The organism is Streptomyces sp. CA-135486, assembly GCF_050936555.1.
In the GTDB taxonomy this organism is placed as follows: domain Bacteria; phylum Actinomycetota; class Actinomycetes; order Streptomycetales; family Streptomycetaceae; genus Streptomyces.
Genome location: NZ_JBNJMM010000002.1, coordinates 2,635,325 through 2,660,646, shown reverse-complemented (window position 1 = coordinate 2,660,646; position 25,322 = coordinate 2,635,325). Strand labels below are relative to the sequence as shown.

24 protein-coding genes are annotated in these 25,322 nt (G+C 69.1%); 10 read left to right on the top strand and 14 right to left on the bottom strand.

Annotation, left to right across the window (positions count from 1 at the left end):
* Nucleotides 1-54 precede the first annotated feature (54 nt).
* Together ACQEVG_RS31530 and ACQEVG_RS31525 are read left to right on the top strand one after the other, a co-directional pair.
* Nucleotides 55-1,554 carry an MFS transporter gene (locus tag ACQEVG_RS31530; RefSeq protein ID WP_432990112.1) on the top strand — a complete coding sequence of 500 codons (1,500 nt, stop codon included), beginning with the start codon at nt 55-57 and terminating at the stop codon, nt 1,552-1,554.
* Between the two features lie 232 nt (nt 1,555-1,786).
* Nucleotides 1,787-3,586, top strand: a complete 1,800-nt coding sequence (locus tag ACQEVG_RS31525) for an AMP-dependent synthetase/ligase (protein ID WP_432990110.1) — start codon at nt 1,787-1,789, stop codon at nt 3,584-3,586.
* 145 nt (nt 3,587-3,731) lie between these two features.
* Here ACQEVG_RS31525 and ACQEVG_RS31520 read toward each other — a convergent pair whose 3' ends face one another.
* From ACQEVG_RS31520 to pqqA, 10 genes are read right to left on the bottom strand one after another with little or no spacing between them, the layout of a single operon-like run.
* Complete coding sequence (locus tag ACQEVG_RS31520; protein WP_432990108.1) at nt 3,732-5,459, bottom strand: carbohydrate-binding protein; 1,728 nt, start codon at nt 5,457-5,459, stop codon at nt 3,732-3,734.
* On the bottom strand, nt 5,456-7,633 hold the full coding sequence (locus ACQEVG_RS31515) for a discoidin domain-containing protein (RefSeq protein ID WP_432990106.1): 2,178 nt from the start codon (nt 7,631-7,633) through the stop codon (nt 5,456-5,458). The genes ACQEVG_RS31520 and ACQEVG_RS31515 overlap by 4 nt, the downstream gene beginning before the upstream one ends.
* Nucleotides 7,630-9,285 carry a glycoside hydrolase family 28 protein gene (locus ACQEVG_RS31510; protein WP_432990104.1) on the bottom strand — a complete coding sequence of 552 codons (1,656 nt, stop codon included), beginning with the start codon at nt 9,283-9,285 and terminating at the stop codon, nt 7,630-7,632. The genes ACQEVG_RS31515 and ACQEVG_RS31510 overlap by 4 nt, the downstream gene beginning before the upstream one ends.
* 10 nt (nt 9,286-9,295) lie before the next feature.
* On the bottom strand, nt 9,296-10,078 hold the full coding sequence (locus ACQEVG_RS31505) for a Tat pathway signal sequence domain protein (RefSeq protein WP_432990102.1): 783 nt from the start codon (nt 10,076-10,078) through the stop codon (nt 9,296-9,298).
* Nucleotides 10,075-11,664: a glycoside hydrolase family 88 protein gene (locus ACQEVG_RS31500; protein WP_432990100.1), complete on the bottom strand. Its 1,590-nt coding sequence runs from the start codon at nt 11,662-11,664 to the stop codon at nt 10,075-10,077. Before ACQEVG_RS31500 ends, ACQEVG_RS31505 begins: the two co-directional genes overlap by 4 nt.
* Nucleotides 11,661-12,770 (bottom strand): pyrroloquinoline quinone biosynthesis protein PqqE, encoded by a 1,110-nt coding sequence (pqqE, locus tag ACQEVG_RS31495; RefSeq protein WP_432990098.1) that lies wholly within the window; start codon nt 12,768-12,770, stop codon nt 11,661-11,663. Before pqqE ends, ACQEVG_RS31500 begins: the two co-directional genes overlap by 4 nt.
* On the bottom strand, nt 12,767-13,027 hold the full coding sequence (gene pqqD, locus ACQEVG_RS31490) for a pyrroloquinoline quinone biosynthesis peptide chaperone PqqD (protein WP_432990095.1): 261 nt from the start codon (nt 13,025-13,027) through the stop codon (nt 12,767-12,769). The genes pqqE and pqqD overlap by 4 nt, the downstream gene beginning before the upstream one ends.
* Entirely contained in the window at nt 13,024-13,749 is a 726-nt protein-coding gene (gene pqqC, locus ACQEVG_RS31485; RefSeq protein WP_432990092.1) for a pyrroloquinoline-quinone synthase PqqC, read from the bottom strand. The genes pqqD and pqqC overlap by 4 nt, the downstream gene beginning before the upstream one ends.
* Entirely contained in the window at nt 13,746-14,642 is an 897-nt protein-coding gene (pqqB, locus tag ACQEVG_RS31480) for a pyrroloquinoline quinone biosynthesis protein PqqB (protein WP_432990090.1), read from the bottom strand. Before pqqB ends, pqqC begins: the two co-directional genes overlap by 4 nt.
* Before the next feature lie 11 nt (nt 14,643-14,653).
* On the bottom strand, nt 14,654-14,764 hold the full coding sequence (pqqA, locus tag ACQEVG_RS31475) for a pyrroloquinoline quinone precursor peptide PqqA (protein ID WP_360880703.1): 111 nt from the start codon (nt 14,762-14,764) through the stop codon (nt 14,654-14,656).
* A gap of 283 nt (nt 14,765-15,047) precedes the next feature.
* Here pqqA and ACQEVG_RS31470 point away from each other — a divergent pair, with 283 nt between their 5' ends.
* The 6 genes from ACQEVG_RS31470 to ACQEVG_RS31445 all read left to right on the top strand — a co-directional run bounded on the left by ACQEVG_RS31470 (nt 15,048) and on the right by ACQEVG_RS31445 (nt 19,228).
* Nucleotides 15,048-15,884, top strand: coding sequence for an aldo/keto reductase (locus ACQEVG_RS31470; RefSeq protein WP_432990087.1), 837 nt, complete (start codon nt 15,048-15,050; stop codon nt 15,882-15,884).
* A 189-nt stretch (nt 15,885-16,073) separates the two neighbouring features.
* Nucleotides 16,074-16,496 carry a hypothetical protein gene (locus tag ACQEVG_RS31465; RefSeq protein ID WP_432990085.1) on the top strand — a complete coding sequence of 141 codons (423 nt, stop codon included), beginning with the start codon at nt 16,074-16,076 and terminating at the stop codon, nt 16,494-16,496.
* 171 nt (nt 16,497-16,667) lie between these two features.
* The gene (locus ACQEVG_RS31460) at nt 16,668-17,123 is read left to right on the top strand and encodes an RICIN domain-containing protein (RefSeq protein ID WP_432990082.1); all 456 of its coding nucleotides are present in this window, start codon (nt 16,668-16,670) and stop codon (nt 17,121-17,123) included.
* 321 nt (nt 17,124-17,444) lie between these two features.
* Complete coding sequence (locus ACQEVG_RS31455; RefSeq protein WP_432990079.1) at nt 17,445-18,257, top strand: MBL fold metallo-hydrolase; 813 nt, start codon at nt 17,445-17,447, stop codon at nt 18,255-18,257.
* 86 nt (nt 18,258-18,343) lie between these two features.
* Nucleotides 18,344-18,736: a helix-turn-helix domain-containing protein gene (locus tag ACQEVG_RS31450; protein WP_432990076.1), complete on the top strand. Its 393-nt coding sequence runs from the start codon at nt 18,344-18,346 to the stop codon at nt 18,734-18,736.
* Nucleotides 18,737-18,817: 81 nt separating this feature from the next.
* A complete protein-coding gene (locus ACQEVG_RS31445; protein WP_432990073.1) occupies nt 18,818-19,228 on the top strand; it encodes a VOC family protein in 411 nt (136 codons plus the stop codon).
* A 213-nt stretch (nt 19,229-19,441) separates the two neighbouring features.
* On the opposite strand, the gene ACQEVG_RS31440 is transcribed toward ACQEVG_RS31445, so the two are convergent.
* Together ACQEVG_RS31440 and ACQEVG_RS31435 are read right to left on the bottom strand one after the other, a co-directional pair.
* Nucleotides 19,442-20,626, bottom strand: coding sequence for an MFS transporter (locus ACQEVG_RS31440; RefSeq protein ID WP_432990071.1), 1,185 nt, complete (start codon nt 20,624-20,626; stop codon nt 19,442-19,444).
* Nucleotides 20,627-21,066: 440 nt separating this feature from the next.
* On the bottom strand, nt 21,067-21,372 hold the full coding sequence (locus ACQEVG_RS31435; protein ID WP_432990068.1) for a 4a-hydroxytetrahydrobiopterin dehydratase: 306 nt from the start codon (nt 21,370-21,372) through the stop codon (nt 21,067-21,069).
* 98 nt (nt 21,373-21,470) lie between these two features.
* On the opposite strand from ACQEVG_RS31435, the gene ACQEVG_RS31430 reads away from it, so the two are divergent.
* Nucleotides 21,471-21,977 (top strand): FBP domain-containing protein, encoded by a 507-nt coding sequence (locus tag ACQEVG_RS31430; protein WP_432990064.1) that lies wholly within the window; start codon nt 21,471-21,473, stop codon nt 21,975-21,977.
* Nucleotides 21,978-21,983: 6 nt separating this feature from the next.
* Here the strand turns inward: ACQEVG_RS31430 and ACQEVG_RS31425 are convergent, their stop codons facing one another.
* Together ACQEVG_RS31425 and ACQEVG_RS31420 are read right to left on the bottom strand one after the other, a co-directional pair.
* Nucleotides 21,984-23,522 carry an ATP-dependent DNA ligase gene (locus ACQEVG_RS31425; protein ID WP_432990062.1) on the bottom strand — a complete coding sequence of 513 codons (1,539 nt, stop codon included), beginning with the start codon at nt 23,520-23,522 and terminating at the stop codon, nt 21,984-21,986.
* Between the two features lie 121 nt (nt 23,523-23,643).
* Nucleotides 23,644-24,255 (bottom strand): TetR/AcrR family transcriptional regulator, encoded by a 612-nt coding sequence (locus ACQEVG_RS31420; RefSeq protein WP_432990060.1) that lies wholly within the window; start codon nt 24,253-24,255, stop codon nt 23,644-23,646.
* A 300-nt stretch (nt 24,256-24,555) separates the two neighbouring features.
* On the opposite strand from ACQEVG_RS31420, the gene ACQEVG_RS31415 reads away from it, so the two are divergent.
* A complete protein-coding gene (locus ACQEVG_RS31415) occupies nt 24,556-25,269 on the top strand; it encodes a PH domain-containing protein (RefSeq protein ID WP_432990057.1) in 714 nt (237 codons plus the stop codon).
* Nucleotides 25,270-25,322: the final 53 nt, after the last annotated feature.

The window sequence follows — 25,322 nt, the reverse complement described above, 5'->3', positions numbered from 1 at the left end:
GCTGGATCTCGGATCGTACGGCAGGTACGCACACCAATGCCGACGGAGGACGTCATGGGCAAGTGGAGGCCGCTGACCGCGGTCTGTCTCGGGACTTTCATGCTGCTGCTGGATGTGACGGTGGTGATCGTCGCACTGCCGGACATGGCGGGTGCGCTGGACGCCTCGCTCACCGATCTGCAGTGGGTGATCGACATCTATGCGCTGGTGCTCGCGGCGCTGCTGCTCGGCGCGGGGGCGGCCGCCGATGTGCTCGGGAGCCGCCGGATGTATGTGGTGGGCATAGCGCTGTTCGCGGCGGCGTCGCTGGGCTGCGGCCTTGCGTCGGGTCCGGCGGCGCTGATCGCGATGCGCGCCGTGCAGGGGGTCGGCGCCGCCGCGATGTTCGCCACCACGCTGTCGCTGCTCGCGGCCGAGTACCAGGGGCGGGAGCGGTCCGTTGCGCTCGGGGTGTGGGGAGCGGTCAGCGGAGCGGCGGCAGCGCTCGGCCCGGTGCTCGGCGGAGTGCTCACCCAGAGCCTGGACTGGCGGTGGATCTTCTTCATCAATCTGCCGGTGAGCGTGGCGGCGATCTGGATGACGCTGCGCGCGGTGCGGCCGTCCGGGCGGGGCTCGCGGCGCGTCGACTGGGCGGGTACGGCGTCGTTCGCACTGTTCGCCGGGGCGGCGACCTACGCGGTGGTGCGGGCCGGTGAGGCCGGCTGGGCATCGGCGCGCACCGGTGTGTGGTTCGCCGTCGCGGCCGTCGGCCTTGCCGCCTTCGTCGCGGTGGAGCGCCGGGTGGCCGATCCGCTGATCGATCTGTCGCTGTTCGCGCGGCCCTCGTTCCTGGCCGTGATGGCCGGGGGCCTGGCCTACAACGCGGCCGCCTTCGGGGTGCTGCCGTACACCTCCATCTGGCTGCAGACGATGCTCGGCATGAGCCCGGTGCGGGCCGGGCTTGCGCTGCTGCCGCTCGCCGCGACGGCGTTCGTGGTGGCCGCGGCCTCGGGCCGGCTGCTGCACGGTGCGCCGCACCGGTGGGTGATCGGTGGCGGGCTGCTGCTGATCGGCGGCGGCACAGCGGCGCAGGGCGTGCTGGACGCCGATTCGGGGTGGGCCGCCCTGACCGCCGGGCTCGCCGTCGCGGGCATCGGTGTCGGCCTGGTCTCGCCCGGGCTCGCGGGCGCGGCGCTGTCTTCCGTGCCGCAGCGGAACGCCGGCATGGCGGGCGGCGCGGTCAATACGTTCCGTCAGCTCGGCTATGCACTGGGCGTCGCGGTCTTCGGTACGATCGCCACCGCCCGGATGACGACGTCGCTCGACGGCGCCGGCGTCGACGGTGCCGCGGGCGCGGCGCACACCCTCGCGGGCGGCGGCGCCACGGCGCTGCGTGCCACGACGGCCGAGACAGTGCTGCGGACGGCCTTCGCGTCGGGGCTGAACACCGCGGCGGTGGCTGCGGGAATCGCCGGCCTGCTGGCGGGCCTCGCGGTGCTGGTGTGGGTGCGGGCCCCGGCCGCGCCGGAAGCACAGGTACGGACCAATCCCCCGCTAGCCGTAGAGCGAGGGTGATCGCACCGTACAGATTTGGTGGAGATTCGGGCGCGGCTTACTTACTCTGCGGTCAGAAGCGCGCCCGAACCTCCCTCCCCGTGACCGGCTATCCGTACCTGACCTGTACTGATGCCATTCGTCCACAGTTCTGGAAGGCTCTCCCGCCCGGCCGCCCGGTGGGGTAGCGTCACGGCGCTGTGCGGGGAGCGCCACAAGGAGCAGGCCATTGCGCGAGTTCACTGTCCCACCCATGGACGCAGCGCCTCAGGTCGGCGGACTTGCGGACGCGGTCTTCGACCATGCCGACGACGATCCGGACCGCGTCGCGCTCGGCCGCAAGGACGCGGCCGGACTCTGGCAGGACATGAGCTCCGCGCAGTTCCGCGACGAGGTGCTGGCGCTGGCCAAGGGACTGATCGCGCACGGCGTGCGGTTCGGGGACCGCGTCGCGCTGATGTGCCGTACGCGCTACGAGTGGACGCTCTTCGACTTCGCGATCTGGACGGTCGGCGCGCAGTCGGTCCCCATGTACCCCACCTCGTCGGCCGAACAGGTCTTCTGGATGCTGTACGACTCCGAGGTCACGGCATGCATGGTGGAGCACGAGGACCACGCCATGACCATCGGCTCGGTGATAGACCGGCTGCCTCAGCTGAAGCGGCTGTGGCAGCTGGACACCGGGGCGGTCGCCGAACTCTTCCAGGCGGGCGCGCACATCGACGACGAGGTGGTGCACCGGCACCGGCGGGCGGTCACCCCCGACTCGATCGCCACCATCATCTACACCTCGGGCACCACCGGCCGCCCCAAGGGCTGTGTGATCACGCACGCCAACTTCATGTTCGAGGCCGACACGATGATCGCCCGCTGGGAGCCGGTGTTCCACTCCAAGCCGGGCGACGAGGCCGCCACCCTGCTGTTTCTGCCTCTTTCGCATGTCTTCGGCCGGATGGTCGAGGTCGCGGCGATCCGCGGCCGGGTCAAGCTCGGCCATCAGCCGGTGCTGCAGGCGAGCGCGCTGCTGCCCGATCTCGTCTCATTCCGGCCGACGTTCATCCTGGCCGTCCCGTACATCTTCGAGAAGGTCTTCAACGCCGCCCGCCGCAAGGCCGAGGCCGACGGGAAAGCGGGCCCCTTCGACAAGGCCGTCGAGGTCGCGGTGAAGTACGCGGAGGCGCTGGAGCACCGGGCCTTCGGGCTCGGTCCCGGCCCCTCGGCGGGACTGCGGGTCCAGCACCAGATCTTCGAGAAGCTGGTGTACGGAAAGGTCCGTGCCGCGCTGGGCGGCCGGGTGCGGCACGCCATGTCCGGCGGCTCCGGCATGAACCGGCGGCTCGGCCTCTTCTTCGAGGGCGCGGGCGTCACGGTCTTCGAGGGGTACGGACTCACCGAGTCCACCGCGGCAGCGACGGCCAACCCGCCCGAGCGCACCCGGTACGGCACGGTCGGCCAGCCGATCCCGGGCACCACCGTGCATATCGCGGAGGACGGCGAGGTGTGGCTGCACGGCGGCCATATCTTCTCCGGGTACCTCGGGGACGCCAAGTCCACCGACGCCGTGCTGCATGACGGCTGGCTGGCCACCGGGGATCTCGGCGCGCTCGACGAGGACGGGTATCTGACCATCACCGGGCGGAAGAAGGAGATCCTGGTGACGTCGGGCGGCAAGAGCGTCTCGCCCGTTGGTCTCGAGGAGCGGGTGCGCCATCATCCCCTGGTGGCGCAGTGCATCGTCGTCGGCAACGACCGCCCGTACATCGCGGCCCTGGTCACCGTGGACCAGGAGGCTGTCGACCACTGGCTGGCCATGCAGAACAAGCCGCCGCTGCCACCGGCCGAGATGGTGCGGGACCCGGAACTGGAGTTGGAGATCCGCCGGGCGGTGGTGGCCGCCAACACGCTGGTGTCCAAGGCCGAGTCGATCCGTACGTTCCGGATCCTGGCGCATCCGTTCAGCGAGGAGCACGGGCTGCTCACGCCTTCGCTGAAGCTCAAGCGGAAGGCGATCGAGGCGGCGTACGCGGTCGAGGTGGACGCGCTCTACCGCTGACGCGTCGCCGTTGGACGTCGCGCAGCGCCATCCCGGTTTTGGAGCGGTCCACTGGGACCGTTCCTCCGCCACCACGGCGGCGTGTCCGACGACTGAGGCGCCCGTCACGGAGTTACAGAGCCGTGTGGTGGAGGGCGCACGTCGGTCATCCCCTGTCGAGGTAGTCGAGGTTGGGTGCGCCGTTCGCCGTCGTGGCGGTGACGCGTACGGTGTTCGCACCCGCCTTGAGCGGGACGGTGAGGGTGGCGTCGGCCCAGGTGGTCCACGCGCCGGTGCCGTCGAAGGCGCGGCCGGCCGAGACGACGGCACCGTTGACGGAGACATCCATCGGGCGGCCCACGGCGGTGCCGTTGGCGTAGCGGAGGGTCAGCGCGGCCTCGCGGGCGGTGGCCGACTCGACCGTCCACTCCACATACGCCCCGGCCGCATTGGGCGTGTTCACGAATCCGCTGCCGCTGAAGCCGCCGTGGTCGCTGTCGACGGTCGACCCCGCGCTGTACGAGGCGTTTTCGGCCTCGTACCGGGCGCCGGTGCCCGACTGCGGCGTGGCCCGGATCAGCCGGGTCTCCCCCGGCCGCAGCGTGACGCCGTAGGAGCCGCTCACCACTCCGCCGCTCTGGCCCGACCAAAGGTCGGTGACGGCGGCGGTCCCGGAGAAGCCGACCTGCGACCAGTTCACGCTGACTCTCTGGTTGCCCGAGGTCCCGGTGTTGAAGAGCGCGACGATGTAGTCGCCGCCCGCCTCGCGTTTGCTCCAGACCTGTTGGGGACTGGAGTTGACGATGCGTTTCGCCGCGACGCCGTCCTGGTTGACCGCGATCAGCCGGTCGTTCGTCAGCATCGCCTTGTCGGTGGCGTTGAGCGCGGTGAGGTCCGTGCCGAGCAGCAGTGGGGACGCGGCCATGGCCCACAGGGTCATGTGCGAGCGCCGCTGGTCGGCGCTCAGGCCGACCTGGTCGCCGTTGCCTATCTCCAGCGAGTCCAGGTCGTTCCAGCCGCCGGGGCCCGCGTACTGCTGCCAGTTCGCCGCGGAGGTGAAGCGGGAGGTCACCTTGTCCCACGTGGTGAGGGGGAAGCCGCTGCCGTTGGGCCCGGGGCCGCAGTAGCACTCGACGTCGCCCTGGGTGCGCCAGCTGTTGGCGAGTTGTCGCCAGGTGGGGGCGTCGGCGATGGCGAGGTTGTTGGAGAGTGCGTAGTTGATGGGACGGCCCGATGCGCGCAGGGCCTTGTCCCAGGCGCGGACGTCGGGGATGTCATGGCTGCCGACGCCGTCGATCTTCAGATAGTCGACTCCCCAGGAAGCGAACTGGCGAGCCCAGGAGTTCACGAATTCCTGGGAGCCAGGCTTGCTGTAGTCGATGTAGTACATGTTCTTGCAGTTGTAGTTCTTCTCCAGCTTGGACGTGTCGGCGATGTCCTTCGCGTGGTACGAGGTCCCTTCGATCGGCGTGTTCTTGGTGACGGCGTTCTTGGCGATGCCGGGGGTGACGTAGAAGCCGAACTTGAGCCCCTTGGAGTGGACATAGTCGGCCAGCGCCTTGATGCCGGAGGGGAATTTCGCCTCGTCGACGGCCCATCGTCCGTACTGGTCGACCGTGAAGCCGTTGGAGTCGCACTTCTGGTAGAAGTCGTCGAGGTTGAGGTAGACGTAGCCGTGGTCCTTGAGACCGCTGCTGACCAGGGCATCGGCCTGGGCCTTGAGCTTGGCCTCGGTGGGCCAGCGGCGTACGAAGCTCCAGCTGGACCAGCCCATCGCCGGCCGCAGGGACAGACCGTTGTCCGATGCGGCGGCGGGCGGCGGGGCCGCGGTCAGTCCGGCCGCGGCGAGCGGCAGCGCGAGCGCCGCGACCAGGAGCGATCTGAGCGATCTCATGGTGCCTCCACATCGAGGTGGTCGAGGTTGGGTGCGCCGTTCGCGCTGGTGGCGGTGGTGCGTACGGAGTTTGCCCCGGCAGTGAGCGGGACGGTCAGGGTCGAGTCGGCCCAGTTGGTCCACGCTCCTGTGCCGTCGAAGGCGCGGTTCGCGGAGACGACCGTGCCGTTCACCACGACGTCCAGCGGTCGGCCCGCAGCGGTGCCGTTGGCGTACCTGATCGCGATCGAGGCGGTGCGGGCGGTCGCCGAATGGACCGTCCACTCCACATACGCACCGGCCGCGTTGGGCGTGTTGACGAAGCCGGTGCCGGTGAAGCCGGTGTGGTCCGCGTCGACGGTGGCACCCGTGGAGTAGGCGGCGTCCTCGGCCTCGTAGCGCTGCGGCGCCGGAGTGGCGCCACCACCGGCCGCGTAAGAGCTGCCGATCCAGGCCTCGTCGAGCCGCAGCCGCTTGTAGCGGGTCGAATCGCTCGATGCCGCATGGGTGTTGACGACCTCCAGGCGCACATGGCGGGTGGTGGTCGCGGGGATGTCGATGACGGCGACGCCGCGGCGGCTCGGCAGGGTGCCGGTCTTGACGGGGCTCCCCCAGTTGGTGCCGTCGCTGCTGACGTACACCCGGTAGCCCCTGATCCGGGCGGACTGTTCGGTGCCCGAGCGTGCGTAACTGACCGAGTCCTCACGCTGGTTGATGCCGAGATACTGCACCCGCCTGGCCGCTCCCAGGTCGAAGCGGAGCGAGACCGGGGTGGTTTTGTTGCTGTCCCAGTAGGTGCGGTAGTCGCCGTCCGCGGCGGCCTCGGCGCCGTGCCCGCTCGCCGACGCGCTGGCGCTCATCGTGTACGAGGAGGCGGGGATGATGCCTTCGCGTCCGGCCGTCGTGACCTTGAAGACGGTGTCGTACGCGTCCCAGCCGCCGAGGCCGCTGAGGCTGAGCGTTCCGCCGCTCTGGCTGTACGAAATGGCCGCGCCACTGCGCAGGTTGGTCACGCCCGTCACCCGGTAGCCGTTGTCCCGCAGCCGCAGGGTGGAGGTGGAGGGCGGGGTCAGCACATGGATGTAGTGCTTGTTCGGGTCGGCCTTGCTGACGGTGGTGACTCCGTGCGCGCCGTCGTTCCAGAAGCCGGGCGCGAGGCCCCCGTGCAGATAGCCGCCGCCCTCGGTGCCGCCCAGCGACTCGCCGATGGTGTCGAGATAGCCCTTGGCGAAGTTGTTGAACGCGGCCTGGTTGGCGGGGAGTTTGCCGTTGACCATGGCGGTCTCGGCCATCAGCGCCTTCACCGAGGAGCCGACGTTGGTGATGAGCCGGCCAAGGGTGAGCTTGCGGTCGACGGAGGGATCGGAGCCGGTGTACCACCACGATCCGGTGGAGGGGAGCTTGAAGTCGGCCTCGATCAGCCGGGGCGCCGCCGTGTAGACCGCCTGGGCGTAGTCGTACGACGGGCTCATCCCCGTCTTCTGCTCATTGCTGATCATGTCCATGATCGGCGTGTCTTCGTTGTTGTTGCTGATCGTGTAGGTGGGGCGCTTCTGGTACACCTGCGCGTAGAGGTTGTGGCTCTCCCAGTACGCGTTGTCGTTGTCGATCCAGAAGCCCCCGAGGTCCGGATAGCGGTCCATGACCTCGAAGAAGTTGTCGTAGCTGAACTCCCCGAAGCCGTCCCGTACGGTCAGATCGACGCTGCGGCCCTTGTACTTCGAGTACGCCGCCGAGTCGAGCCACTCATGACCGCCCTCGGCGTGCCACTGGGGGTCGTCGGTCATGTACAGGATCGTCTTGAGGCCCTTGGCCTTGGCTGCCGTGATCAGCTCACCGAGGAAGTCGCGCTTCGTGCTGCAGCTTCCGGGGATCTTGGACGGCCAGGGGCGTGCGTAGCCCAGGCGGCTGTGGAAGGTGGCAAGCACCAGGTACTGGGTGTGCAGCTTCTGCGCCTCCTGGACCCAGTAGTCGGGCGTCCAGCCGCCACCGGTGACATCGGTCTCCCACTGGCTGCAGCTGTTGTGCGACGGGGCCGTCCGCTGCCCCCAGTGCAGGAAGAGACCGCCGACGGAGGCGCGCAGGAAGTCCTGGCGCGGGTGCTGGAGATCGGCACGGGCGGGTCCCGGCAGGGTGAGCGCGCCCAGAAGCAGCGCGCCCACCAGTGCCAGCCGCGCCCACAGGCGTCTGGTCATGCGGGGCCGTCCAGATAGTCGATGTTGGGTGCGCCGTTCGCGGTGGTGGCGGTGTACGTCGCCTTCTCGGCCTCGTAACGGGTGGGCGCGGGGCCTGGGCCGGCGCCGTCACAGTTCCGGCTGGAGCCGGCCTGGCTGATCCGCAGCGCGCCGCCACTCGTATTGGCGCTGCCCGCCACGCAGTAGCCGTTCACCGTCTGGAACAGGAGATCCGACGGGCTGTTGCTGCCGCGCTGCGCGGTGAGGCGGTCGAAGCGGATGCCGGTGCTGTTGTTGGCGATGACGGCGGGCCGGCCGTCGTTGGCCGCGAAGCGCACCTCGCTGTCGGTGAAGCGTACGTTGTCGGCGTTGCGGATGTACCAACCGTAGGCGGGGCGGGTGCCGATCGCCTTGGGGTTGTAGTCCTTCGGATCATTGCTCGGCGGGTTGGTGGACATGGTGCCGCTGCCGCCGGGCACGGTGATGTCGACATTGTTGAAGGTGATGTCGTGGATGCGGCCGCTGCCGGACTCGCCCCAGACGGTCGGCGAAAAGGACGGGGTGATGCCGGTCGCCTTGATGTTGGCGTACGTGATGTTGCTGATGGAGCCGACGCCGGGATTGTTCCCGCACCGTTTTCTCGTACCGACCTTCTGCATGATCGGCGAGCGGACGTCGGTCATGGTGATGTCCTTGTAGTGGACGTCCGAAATCCTGGCGCCGTCCATGGAGACCAGACCGAGGCCGGACTTGTCCGAGCCCTTGATGGTGATCCGCTCGAAGCGGTAGTCGGTGAAGTCGCCACAGGTCTCGGAGCCGAACATCAGCGCGTTGCAGCAGCCGGCGGAGAGATAGGAGTCGGTGACGGTGACATGCCCGTTGTTGAGCTTGGCGCCGAGCGCGTAGTCGCTCTTGAAGGCGAGCGCGTCGTCGTTGGCCTCGAGATGGGCATTGGTGATCTTGACGTTGGCGGTGGAGATGATGTTCCAGCCGTCGCGGTCCATCGCCGTGTCGATTCTGAGGCGGTCGGAGACCACGTTGTCGCAGTTGTTGAGGAGCGCGGCGAAGTGGCCGCCCTCGCGCAGCGTGATGCCGCTGAGCGTGAGGTTCCTGCAGCGGGTCAGCGAGATGATCTTGTCGGCCTCGCCGGACTTGGGATTGCCGGTGATGAGCGCCCCGTCTCCGTCGATGACGCCCGAGCCCGTGAAACCGATGTTGGTGAGGTTGTCGCCGTAAATCATCGCGTTGTGGAAGTGACTGTGGCCGTAGTCCTGGTAGTTGTCCCACTGGTTCGACTCGGGCGGGTCATAGGTGTCCGCGGCATTGCCGCTGATGGTCGACCCGGCGTCCAGCTGCAGGGTGACATTGCTCTTCATCTTGATCGTGTTCTTGGACTCGTACGTCCCCGAGGGGAAGCGGACGATTCCGCCGCCCGCCGTGTTGGCCGCGGTGATGGCCTTGTTGATGGCCGAGGTGTCGTTGGTGGAGCCGTTGCCGACAGCGCCGTAGTCGCGGACGTTGAACTCGGCGGCAGCGGATGCGGGTGCCGCTGCCGCCGCGGGGGCCTCGATCGGGGGTGGTCCGGGCGGCTCGGCCCCGGCCGGCGGCTGTGCGATTCCCAGCGCGACCAGGAAGCCGAGCAAGGCGGTGGCGGCGGTTCTCGAGCATTTCACGTCGTCCTCCTCAGACGAGCTGGTAGCCGCGCATATTGGTGAGGAGCATGTGGCAGTTCTGCAGGGAGCCCGAACTGTCGCCCAGGGAGCGGTAGATGCCCCACTTGGGGCGCACCCGGTCGGCGAGGAAGGTGTCCACGCCCGACTTCGATTTGTCGATCACCGTGGTGCCGCCGCTCTTGAGGATCCAGCGGACGGATCCCGAGGTACCGTTGCCGATCTTGATCTGGAAGTCGACGTCGGTCCACTTGTTGTGCAGCGGTTCGAGGTTCGTACGGCCCACCAGGACATCGCCCTGGATGACCTTGAGCTCGATGGTCTGCACGCCGTTCACGCGTCGCAGCGACTGCACGACGATCGGCGACGATCCCGCGCCGGGCTGCTTCATCTGCATGATGTGCGTGAAGCCGGTGGTCGCCTTCAGCGTGCTCGGGATGTACATCGAGTAGGTGACGCGCCAGGTCTGGCCGGACTTCCACTGGAGGTAGGAGCTGCCGTTGCGGCAGCCGGTGACCTCGTGGCGCTGCCGGTCGGTGCTGGTGTCCCGGTCCACGGTGTGCATGGTGAACCGGACGTTGTCGCCCTCGGCGAAGATGTGCGGTGCGCCGGCCGGGTGGGAGCCCGCCCGGTCGTCCTCGATCGTCTCGAAGGCCTTGAGTTTGTCCCTGCTCGCGGAGGGCGACCAGCGCAGCTGCCAGGAAGCGGTGCTCGCCGCGGTCGCGAGCGCCGGCAGTCCTGCCGCCACGGCGCCGCCGACGGCCGCGCCCAGTAGGGCTCTGCGGGATGCGTTCATTTTCCTTCACCTCGGCCGGAGTTGGTCGCCCGGAGTTGTTCGTTCATGATGAGAAACGAAGCGAGACCGTGGAAATCATTGGTCTTCCGGTCGCGCTGGATGTAGTAGCTGTAGTTCCCGACATTCGTCCCGATGGAAATGTCGGTGAGATTGGTGCGGCCGTCGCCGCCGAGCGAGATCTTCTGCAGCACCCCCTGATATCCGCGCTGCGCCACCTGTGCGTAGTGGGCGTCGACATATCCCTGCTGCACGGCGCGGGAGAGGGCGAAGGTGAACATGCTGGAACAGGACGTCTCGGTCCAGTTGTCACTGAGCGAGCCCTTGTCGACGACCTGGAACCAGCGGCCGGTAGCCGGGTCCTGGTATTTCTCGATGCCGCCGGCCAGATTCCGCAGCAGGGTCAGCAGCTGGGCTCGGCGCGGATGGTCGGCGGGCACGGCGTCCAGGACGTTGACGATCGCCATGGAGTACCAGCCGATCGCACGGCACCAGTGCTCGGGCGCGAGACCGGTCTTCGGATCGGACCAGCTCGCGTCGCGCGACTCGTCCCAGGCGTGCCTCAGCAGCCCACTGCCGACCTGCAAATGGCTGCCGTAGATGGCGAGTTGCTTGGCCGCCTCATTGCTGGTGTACGTCGAGTCGCCGAATTCCTTTCCGTACTCGACGAGGAACGGATTCACCATGTAGACACCGTCCGCCCAGAGCTGGCTGCGCCGGGAATCCGATGCCGAATGCCAGAATCCGCCCTCCGAGGTGCGCGGATAGGTGCCCAGCCGGTCCCTGATCTTCTTCGCCGCCTTCTGGTAGCGCGCCTGTCCCGTCTCGTGGTGGAGGATGGTGAGCAGCCGTCCGGCCTGCATGCTGTCGAGGTTGTTGAAGCTCTGCCCCATGTTTCCGCCGCTGTCGACGAAGCGGTCGACATAGCTCTTGAGGTAGCTCAGATAGCGGGCGTCGTGGGTGCGTTGATAGACGAGGTACTGACCGTAGAGATACAGGCCCACGGGATAGGACCAGCCGCCGATCTGGCTCGGCGAGTAGCGCGCCGTCGTGGACTCGACCATCGCGACCGACCAGTCGGCGACGGAGGGGCTTTCGCCGACGGTGAGCGAGTCGACGTTGGGGCCGCCGGCCGCGGCGGCGGAGGTGGCTCGTACGGTGTTGGTCCCGGCTTTCAGGGCTGCGATGAGGTTTTTGGTCTGCCAGCCGGTCCAGCTTCCGGTGGATGCGAAGGTCAGGTCGTCGGCCACCAGTTGGCCGTTCACGGTGATGTCGAGCGGCCGGTCCGCCGAGGTCCCGTTGGCGAATCTCAGGCCCAGTGTGGTGCTCTGGGCCAGGGCGGTTTCCACGGTGAATTCGACGTGGCTACCGGCCGTATTGGCGTAGTTGACGAATCCGGACCCGGTGAATCCGGCGTGGTTGCTCTCCACGGCGCCCTGGTGGATGACGGCGTTCTCGGCCTCGTACCGAACGGTCTCGTACCGCGCGGCCGGGGCGGCGGGCGGCTGGGCGGGCACGGGCACGGGCACGGCGGAGAGGGTGCTGCCCGCGAGAGCGGCCGCCAGCAGCAGGCGAGTCAATGGCTTCATGGTCCTTCCTTGCGGTAGGCGTATGCGGGTGCGGCCACCGGCTCGGGGACTCGCGGATGGTCGACGAGGTCGCGTACGAACGCGTGATCCGGCGAGAGATGGCACACCGGGTCCGTACGGGTGGCGTCGCCGGTGAGGGCGTACGCCTGGCAGCGGCAGCCGCCGAAGTCCTTGGTGCGCAGCTCGCAGCTGCGGCACGGCTGCTGCATCCACTCCTCGCCGCGGTAGATGGAGAACGCCTTGGACTCGCGCCAGATCCACTCCAGGGAGCGGCCCTTGACATTGGGTGCGTCCAGGCCGGGCAGCGCGGCTGCTGCCGGGCAGGGGTAGACCGTGCCGTCGGGTGCGACAGTGAGCGTGAGAGCACCCCAGCCGCCCATGCAGGGCTTGGCGGTGCCGTCGATGTAGTCGGGCACGACCCACACCAGGTCCATCCGCCCGGCCAGCCGCTCCCGCCACCGCTCGACGCGTTCGAGGGCGTCGGCGATCTGCTGCCGGTCCGGCAGCAGGGCGGCCCGATTGCGCCGGGCCCAGCCGTAGAACTGGGCGTTGGCCAGCTCGATCCGCTCCGCGCCCCAGGCCAGGCCGAGTTCGATCAGGTCGTCGAGCGCGTGCAGATTGGCCCGGTGGAGTACGACATTGAGGCCGAGCGGCAGCTCCGCCTCCCGTACGAGCCGGGCCGCGCGCTCCTTCGCGGCGAACGAGCGGGCTCCGGCGATGAGCTCCGAGGCGACGGGATCGGCGTGCTGGACGGAGAGTTGCACACTGCGCAGCCCGGCCGCAGTCAGGGCCGCGAGCCGCTTCTCGTGGAGTCCGACGCCGCTGGTGACAAGCTGGGTGTGGATGCCCGCGCCGTCGGCAGCGGCGACGATCTCGGTCAGATCGCGGCGCAGCAGCGGTTCGCCCCCGGACAGATGGCTCTGCACAACGCCCAGGTCAGCGGCCTGCTGGAAGACGTCGGCCCACTGCGAGGTGGTCAACTCCTCTGACCGACCGACCAGTTCGACAGGGTTGGAGCAGTAGGCGCAGTGCAGCGGACAGCCGTGGCTGAGCTCCGCGAGCAGTGCCCACGGCGGATCGACCTCCCTGCGGATGCGGTCCGTCATTTCAGCCAGCCCTCCTTGCGCAGTCGGCCCAGAAACACCGGGACTTCTTCGGCCACTGGCGCGCCCGGGTGCCGCTCGGCGAGCTCCGCCACGATCGCGTCGACGTCACGTACTCCGTCGCAGAGCCGCACGATGGATCCGGCGTTGCCCTGGAGCACCACCACACGCTCCGGCAGTACGAGCAGATCGGTGCCCCGCACCCGGTCGTGCCGGAACACCACCGACCGTGAGAGCACCGGTTTCCAGCTGTCGGTCATGTCCGCTCCCCCGCGCCGCCGACGGCGTCGAGCAGGGACCAGAGCACATCGCATTTGAAGCGGAGGGCCCCGACGGCCGCCTCCTGCGCCTGTCTGGTCCGCGCCCATGCGAGTACCAGCGCGAGCGCCTCTTCGCTGTCGCGTCCGCCCTGCCCGATGCGCGTGCGGAAGTAGGTGAGTCCGTCGGCCTCGATCCACCGGTAGTGGCGTTCGAAGGCGTCGATGCGGGTGCGCATGATGGTGGGCGCGGCGAGTTCGGTGAGCGAGGCGGCGACGGCTTCGAGCGGGGAGCGCAGCCGGCAGAAGTTGACGTATCCGTCGACCGCGAGCCGTACGCCCGGGAGCACTTCCGCGCCCGACCGGAGCCGCTCGCGGTCGATCCCGGCGGCTTCGCCGAGCCGCAGCCAGCGCTCGATACCGCCCTCGCCCTCGACGAGTCCGTCGTGGTCCTGGATCCGGCGCAACCAGGAGCGGCGCAGCGCCGGGTCGTGGAACTTGGCGAGGATCAGAGCGTCCTTGACGGGGACGTTCCGCTGGTAGTGGAAGCGGTTGAGGATCCAGCGGCGCAGTTCCTCCGGGGTGAGGGCACCTTGGTGCATCCGAACGTTGAACGGGTGCCGGTCGTGGTAGCGCTCGGCGGGCACGGCCCGTAAGTGCGCCGTGAACTCTTCCGGGCTCCACAACTCATCGGTGCCCGCGGCGCGCGGGGCGACTGTGCTCACAGCTCGATCACCATTCGGTCGGCGGCGACCTCGAGTCCCCATTCGCCCAGCAGCGCGTGCTGGTGGGCGTCCGGGTCCGCGAGGGGGTTGGTGTTGTTGAGGTGCGTATAGAGGCAGCGGGCGCGCAGTCCGGTGAGCCGTCGTGCGGTGCCGTTCGGCCCGTCGATCGGCAGATGACCCATTCCGGTTGCTGTCCGGGCCGAGATTCCGGTCCGCTGCGGCTCCTCGTCGTCCCAGAAGGTGCCGTCGAGGAGGACGCAGTCGGCCTCCTCGACGGCCTGCTGGAAGGCGTCGGTCCAGTGGGCGAGGGCGGGCGCGTAGAGCAGGCTGCGGCCGGTGGTGGTCTCACACAGCCGCAGGGCGACGACCCAGGTGCCCTCGTCCTCTCCGGCGCCGGCGGCATAGCGCGGGCGTTTGGCCGAAACGGGTACGGCAGCTATCTCCACGCTGCCGCGCTTGTCGAGGAGTTCCGCATCGCGGCCCAACTCCCGCCATTCGATACGGGTGTAGGGGGCGAGCACATCGCCGAGCCGCAGCCGGTCGAGCAGTGCGTCCCGTACCGGCCGGGTGGCGAGGATGTCGAAGCCGTCGGCCTCGCGCAGCCGGGCGATGCCGAGAATGTGGTCGAGTTCGGCGTCGGTGAGGATCATGCCCGCCACGGGGGATTCGCGCGGTCCGGGCCCTGGCCGCAGCGCGTGGCTGTCCTCTATCTGGTCGCCGATGTCGGGGGAGGCGTTGACGAGATACCAGCGGCCCTCGTCCGCGCGCAGGGCGAGTGAGGCGTGACGACGCCGCCGCTGCGGGTGTGCGCGTGCCCCATCGCAGCCGGGACACGCGCAGTTCCACTGGGGCAGTCCCCCGCCCGCCGCGGTGCCGAGCACCTGCAGCAGCATGGCGGCGGGGCCTAGCGGTCGGTCAGGGCGTAGGCGGTGACCTCGAGAGCGGTCTCGACGACCACATACTCCGGGGTCTGCCAGTTGACCGTCTCCTCCGATGTTTCCTTGCTGTCCTGCATGAGCCGTACCTGCCTTCCTGAGATGTGGGGGTCAGGAGTCATTCATGAGTGATTGCGCCGTAACGCATGGTGGAGCAGGACTGGACGCCTGTTCACATGAGCGACCGGCGTTCAGTTATGTGCCATAGAGTTGCGTCTTGATGAGACGCGGTCAATGGTCCGGACCGATAAGGTCGGAGCTGTATCACGCCAACTTCGGTGGCGGGAATGCACTCAGGGGGTAGATCGTTGACCCTCCGATGTACATCCGAGTACTAGCCGACGACGTAAGGATCGACCGCTCGTGAGCAAGGTCCCCTCCATCAGCCTCAACAATGGCGTCGCGATGCCCCAGCTCGGCTTCGGCGTCTGGCAGGTGCCCGACGACGAGGCGGCGAAGGCGGTCGGCCTGGCCCTGGCGGCCGGCTACCGCAGCATCGACACCGCGGCCATCTACGAGAACGAAGAGGGCACGGGCCGTGCCGTCGCCGCCTCCGGCATCGCCCGCGAGGAACTCTTCATCACCACCAAACTGTGGAACAGCGAGCAGGGGTACGACTCCACGCTGCGCGCCTTCGACGCCTCGCTGGACAAGCTGGGCCTCGACCACATCGACCTGTATCTGATCCACTGGCCGGTGCCCTCGAAGGGTGCGTACGTGGACACGTACAAGGCCTTCGAGAAGATCTACGCCGACGGCCGCGCCAAGGCGATCGGCGTCTCCAACTTCCTGCCGGAGCACCTCACCCGGCTGATAGAGGAGACCTCGATCGTCCCCGCCGTGAACCAGATCGAGCTGCACCCGCAGCTTCAGCAGGAAGAACTGCGCGCCTTCCACGCCCAGCACGGCATCAAGACCGAGGCCTGGTCTCCGCTCGGCCAGGGCAGGGGCCTGCTGGAGGTCCCGACGGTCGTCGCGATCGCGCGGAAGCACGAGCGCACACCGGCCCAGGTGGTGCTGCGCTGGCATCTGCAGATCGGCAATGTCGTGATCCCCAAGTCCGTGACGCCGTCGCGGATCGAGGAGAACATCGACGTCTTCGGCTTCGAACTGGACGCAGAGGACATGAGTGCTCTGGCCGCCCTGGACGAGGGCAAGCGCCTCGGCCCGGACCCGGCGACGTTCGACTACGGCGCCTGAGCGACGAATCGGCCCGACTCGGCCACAACCCCATAGGTCTCATGCGAGAGCGCCGCCCGGCACGTGCCGGGCGGCGCTCTCGCATGAGGTGCATCGACACTCAGCGCGTCGATTCATCATATTTTCGACTGCTATGTCTAGGGTTGGCGCTCCGCAGTTGCACAGTTCCCTCACCCAGGAGAGCCCCCCATGGAGCGTTTCAGACGCGCATCCGTCGCCGGAGTCGCGACCGCCGCCGTGCTGGCCGGGTCGGTCGGCGTCGCAGTGGCCGTCGTGTCCCCGACACCCGCGCGGACATCGGCCACCGGCCGCCAGGACAGCGCGCGGCCCGACCCCGTACGACCGGAGCTGACCGCGACAGCCACCGTGAGCGGTGTCCGGGCGTGGGAGCAGTTCCGGGTCTACGGAGCCGCCAGGCACCTGTCCCCGGGCACCACGGTGGCGCTCCAGCAGAAGCAGGGCAACACATGGGTGACTCTGCCGGCGTCCATGGAGCTCACGCGCAGGTCGACCTACAAGATGCGCGTCCACCTCGGCCTCAAGGGCCAGAACCAGCTGCGGATCGTCGGGGGCGGCACGCGCTCGCCGGTCTTCCAGGTCGCGATTCGCTGACTCGGCGGCGCGCTGACGGAACGGTGCGCCGGGCACGGACCGAGCCCTCGCGGCCCGCAGCCGCGAGGCGTCCGGCGAGGGCTTCGTTCATTCGGCCCGGCGGTGTGTCAGACCCCTCTCGTACGATCGTTCTGCGCGAAACGCGACACCGCAGAGCAAGGAGTACGGACATTGAACGGGGCACTGAAACCTGGGCTCTACCTGGTGCGCAACATCGGCAGCGGGCTGCTCCTGGAGGTGTACGGCGGAGCCAAGGGCAGTGGCGCCGTTGTCCAGCAGGCCAAGGAGACGGGGACCCCGGGCCAGCAGTGGCGGATCGACCCCGTGCCGAACGGCAGCGGGCTCTACCACTTCGTGAACGCCGCCAGCGGCAAGCGGCTGGACGTCGCGAACGCGTCGACCGAGAACGGCGCCCGCATCCAGCAGTGGCGGGCCAACAACTTCGGCGCCCAGGAGTGGATCGTCGAGAGACATCTGGACGCGCCGGGCACCGTCACGATCGTCAGCTTCATCAGCGGTCTGCTGCTCGAAGTCGCCGACGGCAGCAAGGACGAGGGCGCGCAGGTGCGGCAGTGGGAGGACACCGACTCGTCCGGCCAGTGGTGGCAACTCGAGCCCTGCCCCTGATTCCCGCTCCTTCGCAGTCGCGCGGCCGTTGGGCGGGATCGTCCTGCAGCAGCCGCAGCGCCCTGCCCACCACCGGGTCGCCCATGGCGCCCAAGTGCATGGACTCCGCCAGCGGTTCACCCTGCAGGGTGTGACAGGTGCCGCCGGAGCCGATGACGGCCGTCGGACCAGGCTTGTAACGCCGATTCTGGTGCCTCCCGGCGCACGTGTCCTCACTGGGCGTGGCCGGGAGCGTGCCCGGATGCGGCGCCGGGGGGGAAGGGTCGACGATGAGTAGACAGGCGCGGCGCGACCCGACCCCCGGGGGGTTGGAGATGCCACATGCCCGTTCACAAGGTCCGCCCGGACATCAGCGTCCTGAGTGACAGCCTCGAGGTCCCGGGGATCGGGCACATCCCGGTGAACGCCTTCGTGCTGCTCGCCTCCCAGCCCGTCGTCATCGACACCGGCCTCGGGCTGCCCGACCGGAACTTCATGGAGGCGGTCGGTTCCGTGCTGGATCCCGCCGATGTGCGGTGGATCTGGCTCACGCACCCGGACCGGGATCACACGGGCGGGATCTTCGATCTGCTGGCCGCGGCGCCCGAGGCGCGTGTGGTGACCACGTTCGTGGCCGTCGGGATCATGTCCTGTGAGCGGCCGCTGCCGCTCGATCGCGTGTATCTGCTCAACCCGGGGCAGACCCTGGATGTCGGTGACCGTACCCTCACCGGGTTCCGGCCGCCGCTGTTCGACAACCCGGCCACGGTCGGCTTCTTCGACGACCGGTCGGGGGTGTGCTTCAGCTCCGACTGCTTCGGGGGGCCGATGCCCAGCGCCGAACTGGCCCAGGCCGATGACGTCGGCGCGGTCGGCGTGGAGGAGCTGCGGGCCGCGCAGCTGCTGTGGGCCACGGTCGACAGTCCGTGGGTGCAGAACGTGGATGTCCAGAAGTTCCTCGGCAGCTTCCAGCCGCTGCGGGACAGGGAGTCCGAGCTCATCCTCTCCACGCATCTGCCGCCGGCCCCCGGGATCGCCGGGCCGATGATCGACACGTTGGGCTCGGCGGCCGGGGCGGCGGCGTTCGTGGGGCCGGACCAGGCGGCGCTGGAGCAGATGCTGGCCGGGTTCGAGCCCGACGGCGGCGGGCAATAGGGGCTGTCCGGTGCGTCGTGGGTGGGCGGAGCGGATGGGTCACCGGATCCGTCACGAACGGCGGAGAACCATGGTGTGATGGCGCCGTGACCCGTGCTGCAGAGGAGAGCAACCGCCGCATGCTTCGGGCACGGGATGCGATGGACCGCGCCTACGCGCAGCCACTGGACGTCCCGGCCCTGGCCCGGATCGCCCATGTGTCGCAGGCGCACTTCACGCGCACCTTCCGGGCCACGTTCGGCGAGACGCCACACCGCTACCTGCAGCGCCGCCGTGTCGAGCGTGCGATGTTCCTGCTGCGGGAGACCGACCGCAGTGTCACGGACATCTGCTTCCAAGTCGGCTTCGGCAGCCCGGGAACCTTCAGCCGCACGTTCCGCGACATCGTCGGCCGGTCACCGAGGACGTACCGCAAGGAAGCCGTGGCCACGGGCGTACCGACGTGCTTCACGATGGCGTGGATGCGGCCGAGCGCCTGACCGTCCGCACTGCCCGTACCGTCCGTCGACTGAGCAGTTTTGGATAAGTTTTCGTCCGGCTTGCCCGGTAGCGTGATGCACATGTTGAACGCCATCACGCACTCACAGATTTACGTCCTCGACCAGGACGAGGCCCTCGACTTCTACGTCGGCAAGCTTGGCCTGGAGGTCAACGCCGACGTCGACCTGGGCTTCATGCGCTGGCTGACCGTCAGCGTCCCCGGTCACCCGGAGCGCCAGATCCTGCTGGAGAAGCCGGGCGGTCCGGCGATGTCCGAGGAGACGGCGCAGCAGGTCCGCGAGTTGGTGACCAAGGGCGCTATGGGTGGCTCGCTCATCTTCAGCACGGACGACTGCCGCAAGACGTACGAGACGCTGCTGGGCCGGGGCGTCGAGTTCACCGACGAACCGACCGATCGTCCGTACGGAACCGACTGCGGCCTCCGCGACCCCTTCGGCAACAGCATCCGCTTCACCCAGCCGAGCGCCTGAGGGCTGTCCTACGGGTTACGAGCGGAGCCGGACCAGGATCGCGGCAACGGTGCCGGTGCCGGTGCCGTGAAAGACATCAGCGCTGGAAGGCGCGCTACGGACCGAACTGGCCATGCCGGGGCGCGTGGGTTCACGAGCCCGGCTGGGCCGCCGTTGACGATCGAGGACGTCGCGGTCCGCTTCTCCTGGCACCGTGCGGCTGAGCTCTTCGCGTCAGCCGCACGTCCGGGGTGATGCCGCATGCGGGAGCAACGCGGCAAGCCCTGCGACGAACAGGGCCGCGCCTGCGAGAGTGACGCCGGCGAAGCCGAAGAGGTGGAGTGCGAGGCCGCCCAGCGCGGAGCCGGCGGCGATGCCGGTGTTGAACACCGCGATGTTGGCCGCTGCGGCGATGTCGGCGCCGGGGGCCTGCCGGGTGACAGTGACCTGTGCGGCGGTGCTGAAGGCACTGAAGGCGGCCATCCAAATCATGGCGACCGGCCAGGTCAGGGCTGGGACACTCATGACTGCCGACAGGACGCTGAGGCTGCAGACGAGTACGGCGGCAGCGCTCAGGAGAGTTCTCCGGGTGTGACGGTCGGCCGCCACGCCGCCGAGAACGGCGCCGGCTGTGCCGGCAAGACCACTGGCGACAAGGACAGTGCTGACAGCAGCGGTGCCCAGCCCTGTCCGGTGAGTGAGAAGCTCGACGAAGTAGGTGGCCGCTGTGTAATGACCAGCGGTGACCGTGGCGTTGGCGGTGTAGGTGAACAGGAGGCGGACACCGATCACAGCGGAGGGCTGGACTTCCCGGGTGGCAGACGCCGCAGGAATCGGCTCGGGCACCAGGCCGACCGCGGCTGCCAGCACGCCCGCGGCCACGACGGTCAGCACGGCATAGACCGCCCGCCAGCCGAAGAGGTCGCCCAGCAGCGTGCTCGAGGGAACGCCGACCACTGTGGCGACTGTGATGCTGCCGAAGACGAGGGAGACCGCGCGCCCTTGTCGTTCGGGGCCAGTGAGCGAGGCGGCCGTGGCCATGGCAGTCACGGCATAGACCGCCGCGGCGGCACCCGCGAGCGCCCTGGCCGCCAGAAGAGCGGGGAACCAGGTGGCAAAAGCCGTCAGACCGTTGCCTACGACCTGCGCAGCCAGTGCTCCCAACAGAGTTCGGCGACGAGGTACGCGCCGCAACACCGCGGCCAGCAGGGGTCCCAGTAGCGCCACCCCCACGGCGTACGCGGTGACCAGAGTGCCGGCGGTCCCGGGTGAGGTGCCCAGGTCATCGCCGATCACGGGCAGCAGCCCGGCCACAGCGAGTTCACTGGTGCCAAGAGTGAAAGCGCCCAGGGCCAGCACCGTCAGAGCGGACAGCCCGGATCGCCGGTGAACGCGGGTTGAGGGAGGACAGGCAGGCATGGATACCCCTTGGCAGCCGACGGAACGGGCACAAGCGCAGCCAGGAGCTGCACCGCGCAAGCACGGCGCGAAGGGGGAGCGAGAGGGAACGCCGCGGATGAGGCGACGATGGGAAGAGACACCGCGGCGGCGGTGCTCCGGGAAACGACGGGAACAGTCCCACGGCCGGTAGGGAACCGGCGGGGCGGGTCGCGGTCGACCGGCTTTGGGATCACCGAGGTGAGAACTCAAGCTTAGCTGTTATTCAACCGTGGGTGAGGCCCGGCCGACCGCTTCGCGTGCGAGTCGTAGCCCCGGTCATTCGAACGTCCCCCCGGCGGAGCCGAAGAGAACCCGTTGGCCCAACGGGCCGTCGCCGATGTTCAGCCGCGGATTCACATCGGGGCTCAGCCTCGGTCCGTGGAAGGGTTCCTCGCGCCGCCACGCTGATCCGGCGCGGCTCAGCCAGCGCCGTGACTCGCGGCGATCTCCTCCACCCGCTGGGCGAGCTCGAAGTCCTTCTCGGTGACCGCGCCGCCCGCGTCATGGGTGTTCACCGACACAGCGACAGTGTTGTAGCCCAGCGTCAGATCCGAGTGATGGTTCAGCTTGTCCTGGATCTGGGCGATGTGCACGACCATCGCGGTGGCCGCGAAGTGGTTGGGGAGGCGGTACGTGCGGGCGATCCGGTCGCCTTCCAGGGACCAGCCGGGGAGCTCCCGCAGGCGGTCCTCGATCTCCTTCTGCGACAGCGGCTCTGTGGGCATGACCGGGATCCCTTCAGGAAGCGGTTCAGGAAACGGTGGCGGCTTCGGCCACCTTAAATGGGATGCCCCTGCAAACGCGCTCTGTGTACGTTCCACCGGTGGAACCACTGACCGAAAAGCAGATACGCGGATCCTTCGTCAACTGCACGAAGGGCGAGGCCACGCGTATGAAACTGCCCGTCGACTTCGCCGAGCTCCCCTGGGACGACCTCGACTTTCTCGGCTGGACCGATCCGGGTGCGCCGCTGCGCGCGCATTTTGTGTTGCCCCGGGAGGGCCGTCCGGTGGGCGTGACCCTGCGGGTGCCTTCCGCCGGACGGACCAGTGCCGTCAAGTCCAGCATGTGCCAGGCCTGCTTCACGGGGCATGCCTCGTCCGGGGTGAGCCTGTTCGTCGCCACGCTGGCCGGGGCCGCGGGACGGGAGGGGAACACCGTGGGCACGTACCTCTGTGCGGATCTCGCCTGCTCGCTGTACATCCGCGGCCGGAAGCAGCCCAAGCTGCGCGGCGGACTGCACGAGGAGACGCTCGGCCTCGACGAGCGAATCGCCCGCACGGTCGACAATCTCACGGCCTTCACCGAGAAGGTGCTGGGGCTGCGCTGAGCCGGGTCAGCCGCGGGAATCCAGGACCTGCTCGATGGTGTCGGCCTCCCCGGCCGGCTTGTCGGGGCGGTGGCGCAGCACACGCGCGAAGCGCAGTGTGACGCCGGCCGGGTAGCGCGGGGAGCGCTGCACTCCGTCGTACGCGATCTCGACGACGAGTTCGGGGCGGACCGTCACCGTGAACCCGTCGTCTCCGGTTGCCAGTTCACGCAGCCGCTCCGTCTGCCAGCGCAGCATCTCGTCGGTGAGGCCCTTGAAGGTCTTGCCGAGCATGACATACGTACCGTCGGCGGCGCGTGCGCCGAGGTGGAGGTTGGAGAGGAGCCCGGTGCGTCTGCCGTGGCCCCATTCGGCGGCCAGGACGACGAGGTCGAGGGTGTGGACGGGCTTGACCTTGAGCCAGGAGCGGCCGCGGCGGCCCGCGACATAGGGCGCGTCGAGCGCCTTGACGAGTACGCCCTCGTGGCCGCGGCGCAGGGTCGCGGTGAAGAACTCCTCGGCCGCGGCGGTCTGCTGGGCGTCCGCCGGGTTCTCGATGAGGGTACGGCGCACGCGCATCGGCTCGGGTACGAGGCGGGCGAGAACGGTGTGCCGTTCGGTGCCCGGGAGGTCGAGGGTCGGCTCCCCGTCGGCGGCGAGCACGTCGAAGAAGACGGGCGAGAGAGGGAGCGTGGCCCGGGCCGCGTCCACGTCGACGCGAGAGCCGACGCGGGAGGCGATGTCCTGGAAGGACACGGGGCGTCCGGCCGCGTCCAGGGCGATCACCTCGCCGTCCAGAATGAACTGATCGCCCGTCATCTGCCGTGCCGCGTCGGTGACTTCGGGGAGGCGGTCGGTGATGTCGTCCAGGGACCGGGTGTAGATCCGGATGTCGTCGCCGCGGCGGTGCAGCTGGATGCGGATGCCGTCCAGTTTCTCCTCGACTGCGCAGGGGGCGTCGAGGGCCTGGGCCGCTTCGGTGACCGTCTTCGCGGTGTGGGCGAGCATGGGCAGTACGGGGGTGCCGACGCGGAGTCGGAACTGCTGGAGCGCGGACGGCCCTTCGGCGAGCAGGGCGCGGGCGACGCGGGGCAGCGAGCCGTCGAGCATGACGGCACGGCGTACGTCCGTGGCGGGTGCCCCGGCGGCTTTCGCGACGGCCTCCAGGGCGATCGCGTCGAGTGCGCCCTGGCGTACTTCGCCTATCAGCAGCCGCCTGAGGAACTCCTGCTCCTCGGCGGTAGCGGCGGCCATGAGTTCGTGGACGAGGCGCTTGCGCTCGCCCTGGGAGCCGGGACCGGTGACCCCGGCGAGCGCGGTGAGCGCGGTGTCGGTGACGGAGACGGTGAGGGTGGGGGTGGCCGCGGGCGGGGTCGGTTCTCTGAGGACACTCCAGCCGATGCCGATGCGGCCCTGAGGGAGGCGGCCGGCGAGATAGGCGATGACGAGGGCGACGTCCTCGGGGCGGGTGTCGGCGAAGAGCTCGGCGAGCGCGGCGGTCTTCCGCGAGCGGGCGGAGGTGGCGGCGACATCTCGTGACGTGCCGGCGAGCCGGGCCAGAAGCATGGAGCCATGGTGCCTCGCGGGGGCGGGGGGCGCACGCGGGGTGCCCGGTGCGGTGTCGTGGGGTGACGGTGCGCGAGGTCCGTGGGGCGCGGCGCACCCCGACGCCCGGCACCGAACCCCCTCACCCCACGAACAGCCCTTCCAGATACCCGTCCAGCAAGCCCAGCGCCCGCTCCGCCCCCTGCACCCCCAGCAGCGTGTACGCCGTCAACCCGTCCACCAGGCTGATCAGCCGCATCGCCTCGTCATCCGCATCCCGGCCCGCCACCATCTCCCCCCGCTCCATCGCCTCTCTCAGCAGCCCCGCCAAGAACTCGGCCAGCCTCGGGATCCCCTCCTGCGCCTCCGCGCGCAGCCGGTCGTCGTGGACCGCGCGTGCGAAGTACGCCGCGCCCACCAGCGCCCCCACCCGGCTCTTCTCGTCCAGCGGCAGCATCCCCGCCAGGCATTCGCGCAGCACCGTCCGCGGTGGCGGCTCGCCGCCCAGGTCCGCGGCCACGGCCGACACGCGCTCCCGGATCCGCCGGTCCGCCAGGGCATTGATGTGCCGCAGGGCGAAGAGCAGCATCTCGTCCTTCGTACGGAAGTAGTGCTGCAGCCTGCCCAGCGAGATGTCCGCCTCCGCGGCCACGTCCCGCAGGCTCACCCCGTCGAGCCCCCGCGTGCTCGCGATCCTCCAGAGCGCCTCGGAGATCTCCAGGCGTCTGACCTCGTGGTCGACCTTCTTCGGCACCGGCAACCCACCTCCCTTTTACAAGTCACTTGTACCGTTGTAACGTATCGCCATCCAATACAGTTGACTTGGAAAGCGGTGACCGCCGACATGTCCTTCCACGCCGCCCCCCGCCTGCGGCCGCCCCGGCACCGGGTCGACCCCGAGCCCGGCGCTGGTGGACCGTTCAGGCGCTCATGGTCGTGAGCGGACCGATGCTCCTTACGGCGTTCACCTTCGCCCTGCTCTCCGCGTTGTTCTTCGCCGAAGCGCTCCCCTGGCTCGGCCCCCTTCTTCTCCTCACTCTCGTACTGCCGGCACTTGACCACGCGCTCGGTCAGCATCGAACGCGCCCGGCTGCGCGGAGTACTGCTCCGTGAGCCGCTGCTGTTGCGCGCCGGCGGCGGGGCGAGCGCGGCTGCGGTTGCCGGCGGGCTCGGGAACCGGGAGGAGGCCCGCGCGCGCAGCGTCCTGCTCCCGCCCGCGCCCCGCGACGAGGCGCTGCGCGTGGCCGCAGGTGCGCTGCGTACGCCACGACTCCCCCTCGTACCAGTTGAGTTGGAGCGACATGCCCGCGTCGCCCTGCGGCGCCGGATGATGCGCGGGATGCTTCTCTTCGTTCTCCCGGTGACGGCCGCGCTGCTGATTCTCGGCGCGCTGCTGACACCCGTACTGCTGCACTGCGCGTGGATCTTCGCGCTGGTGGCGACGCCCGTGGTGTGGCTGCTGGCCCGGGACGCGTACCGCAGTCTCGGCCATGCGCTGCACGGCCCGCATCTCCTCGTCCGCGCCGGTACGTTCAGCCGCGACACACTCGCCCTGGAGCGTGACGCGATCGCCGCCTGGACCTTCTCCAGCTCGCCCTTCGCCCGGCGGGCCGGGCTCGTGACGATCACCGCGGCGGTGGCAGCGGGCGAACACGGCTACCACATACGGGACTTCGCGGCGGACCGGGCGCCCGCGTTCGCCACCGTGACAGCCCCCAGCATCCTGGACGAGTTCCTCGATCGCGGCTCACGCCCGAAGCATCCGTAGCGGCGAAGCATCCGTAACGGCCGGGTACAGTCTCCCCGCGCTTCACACAACTC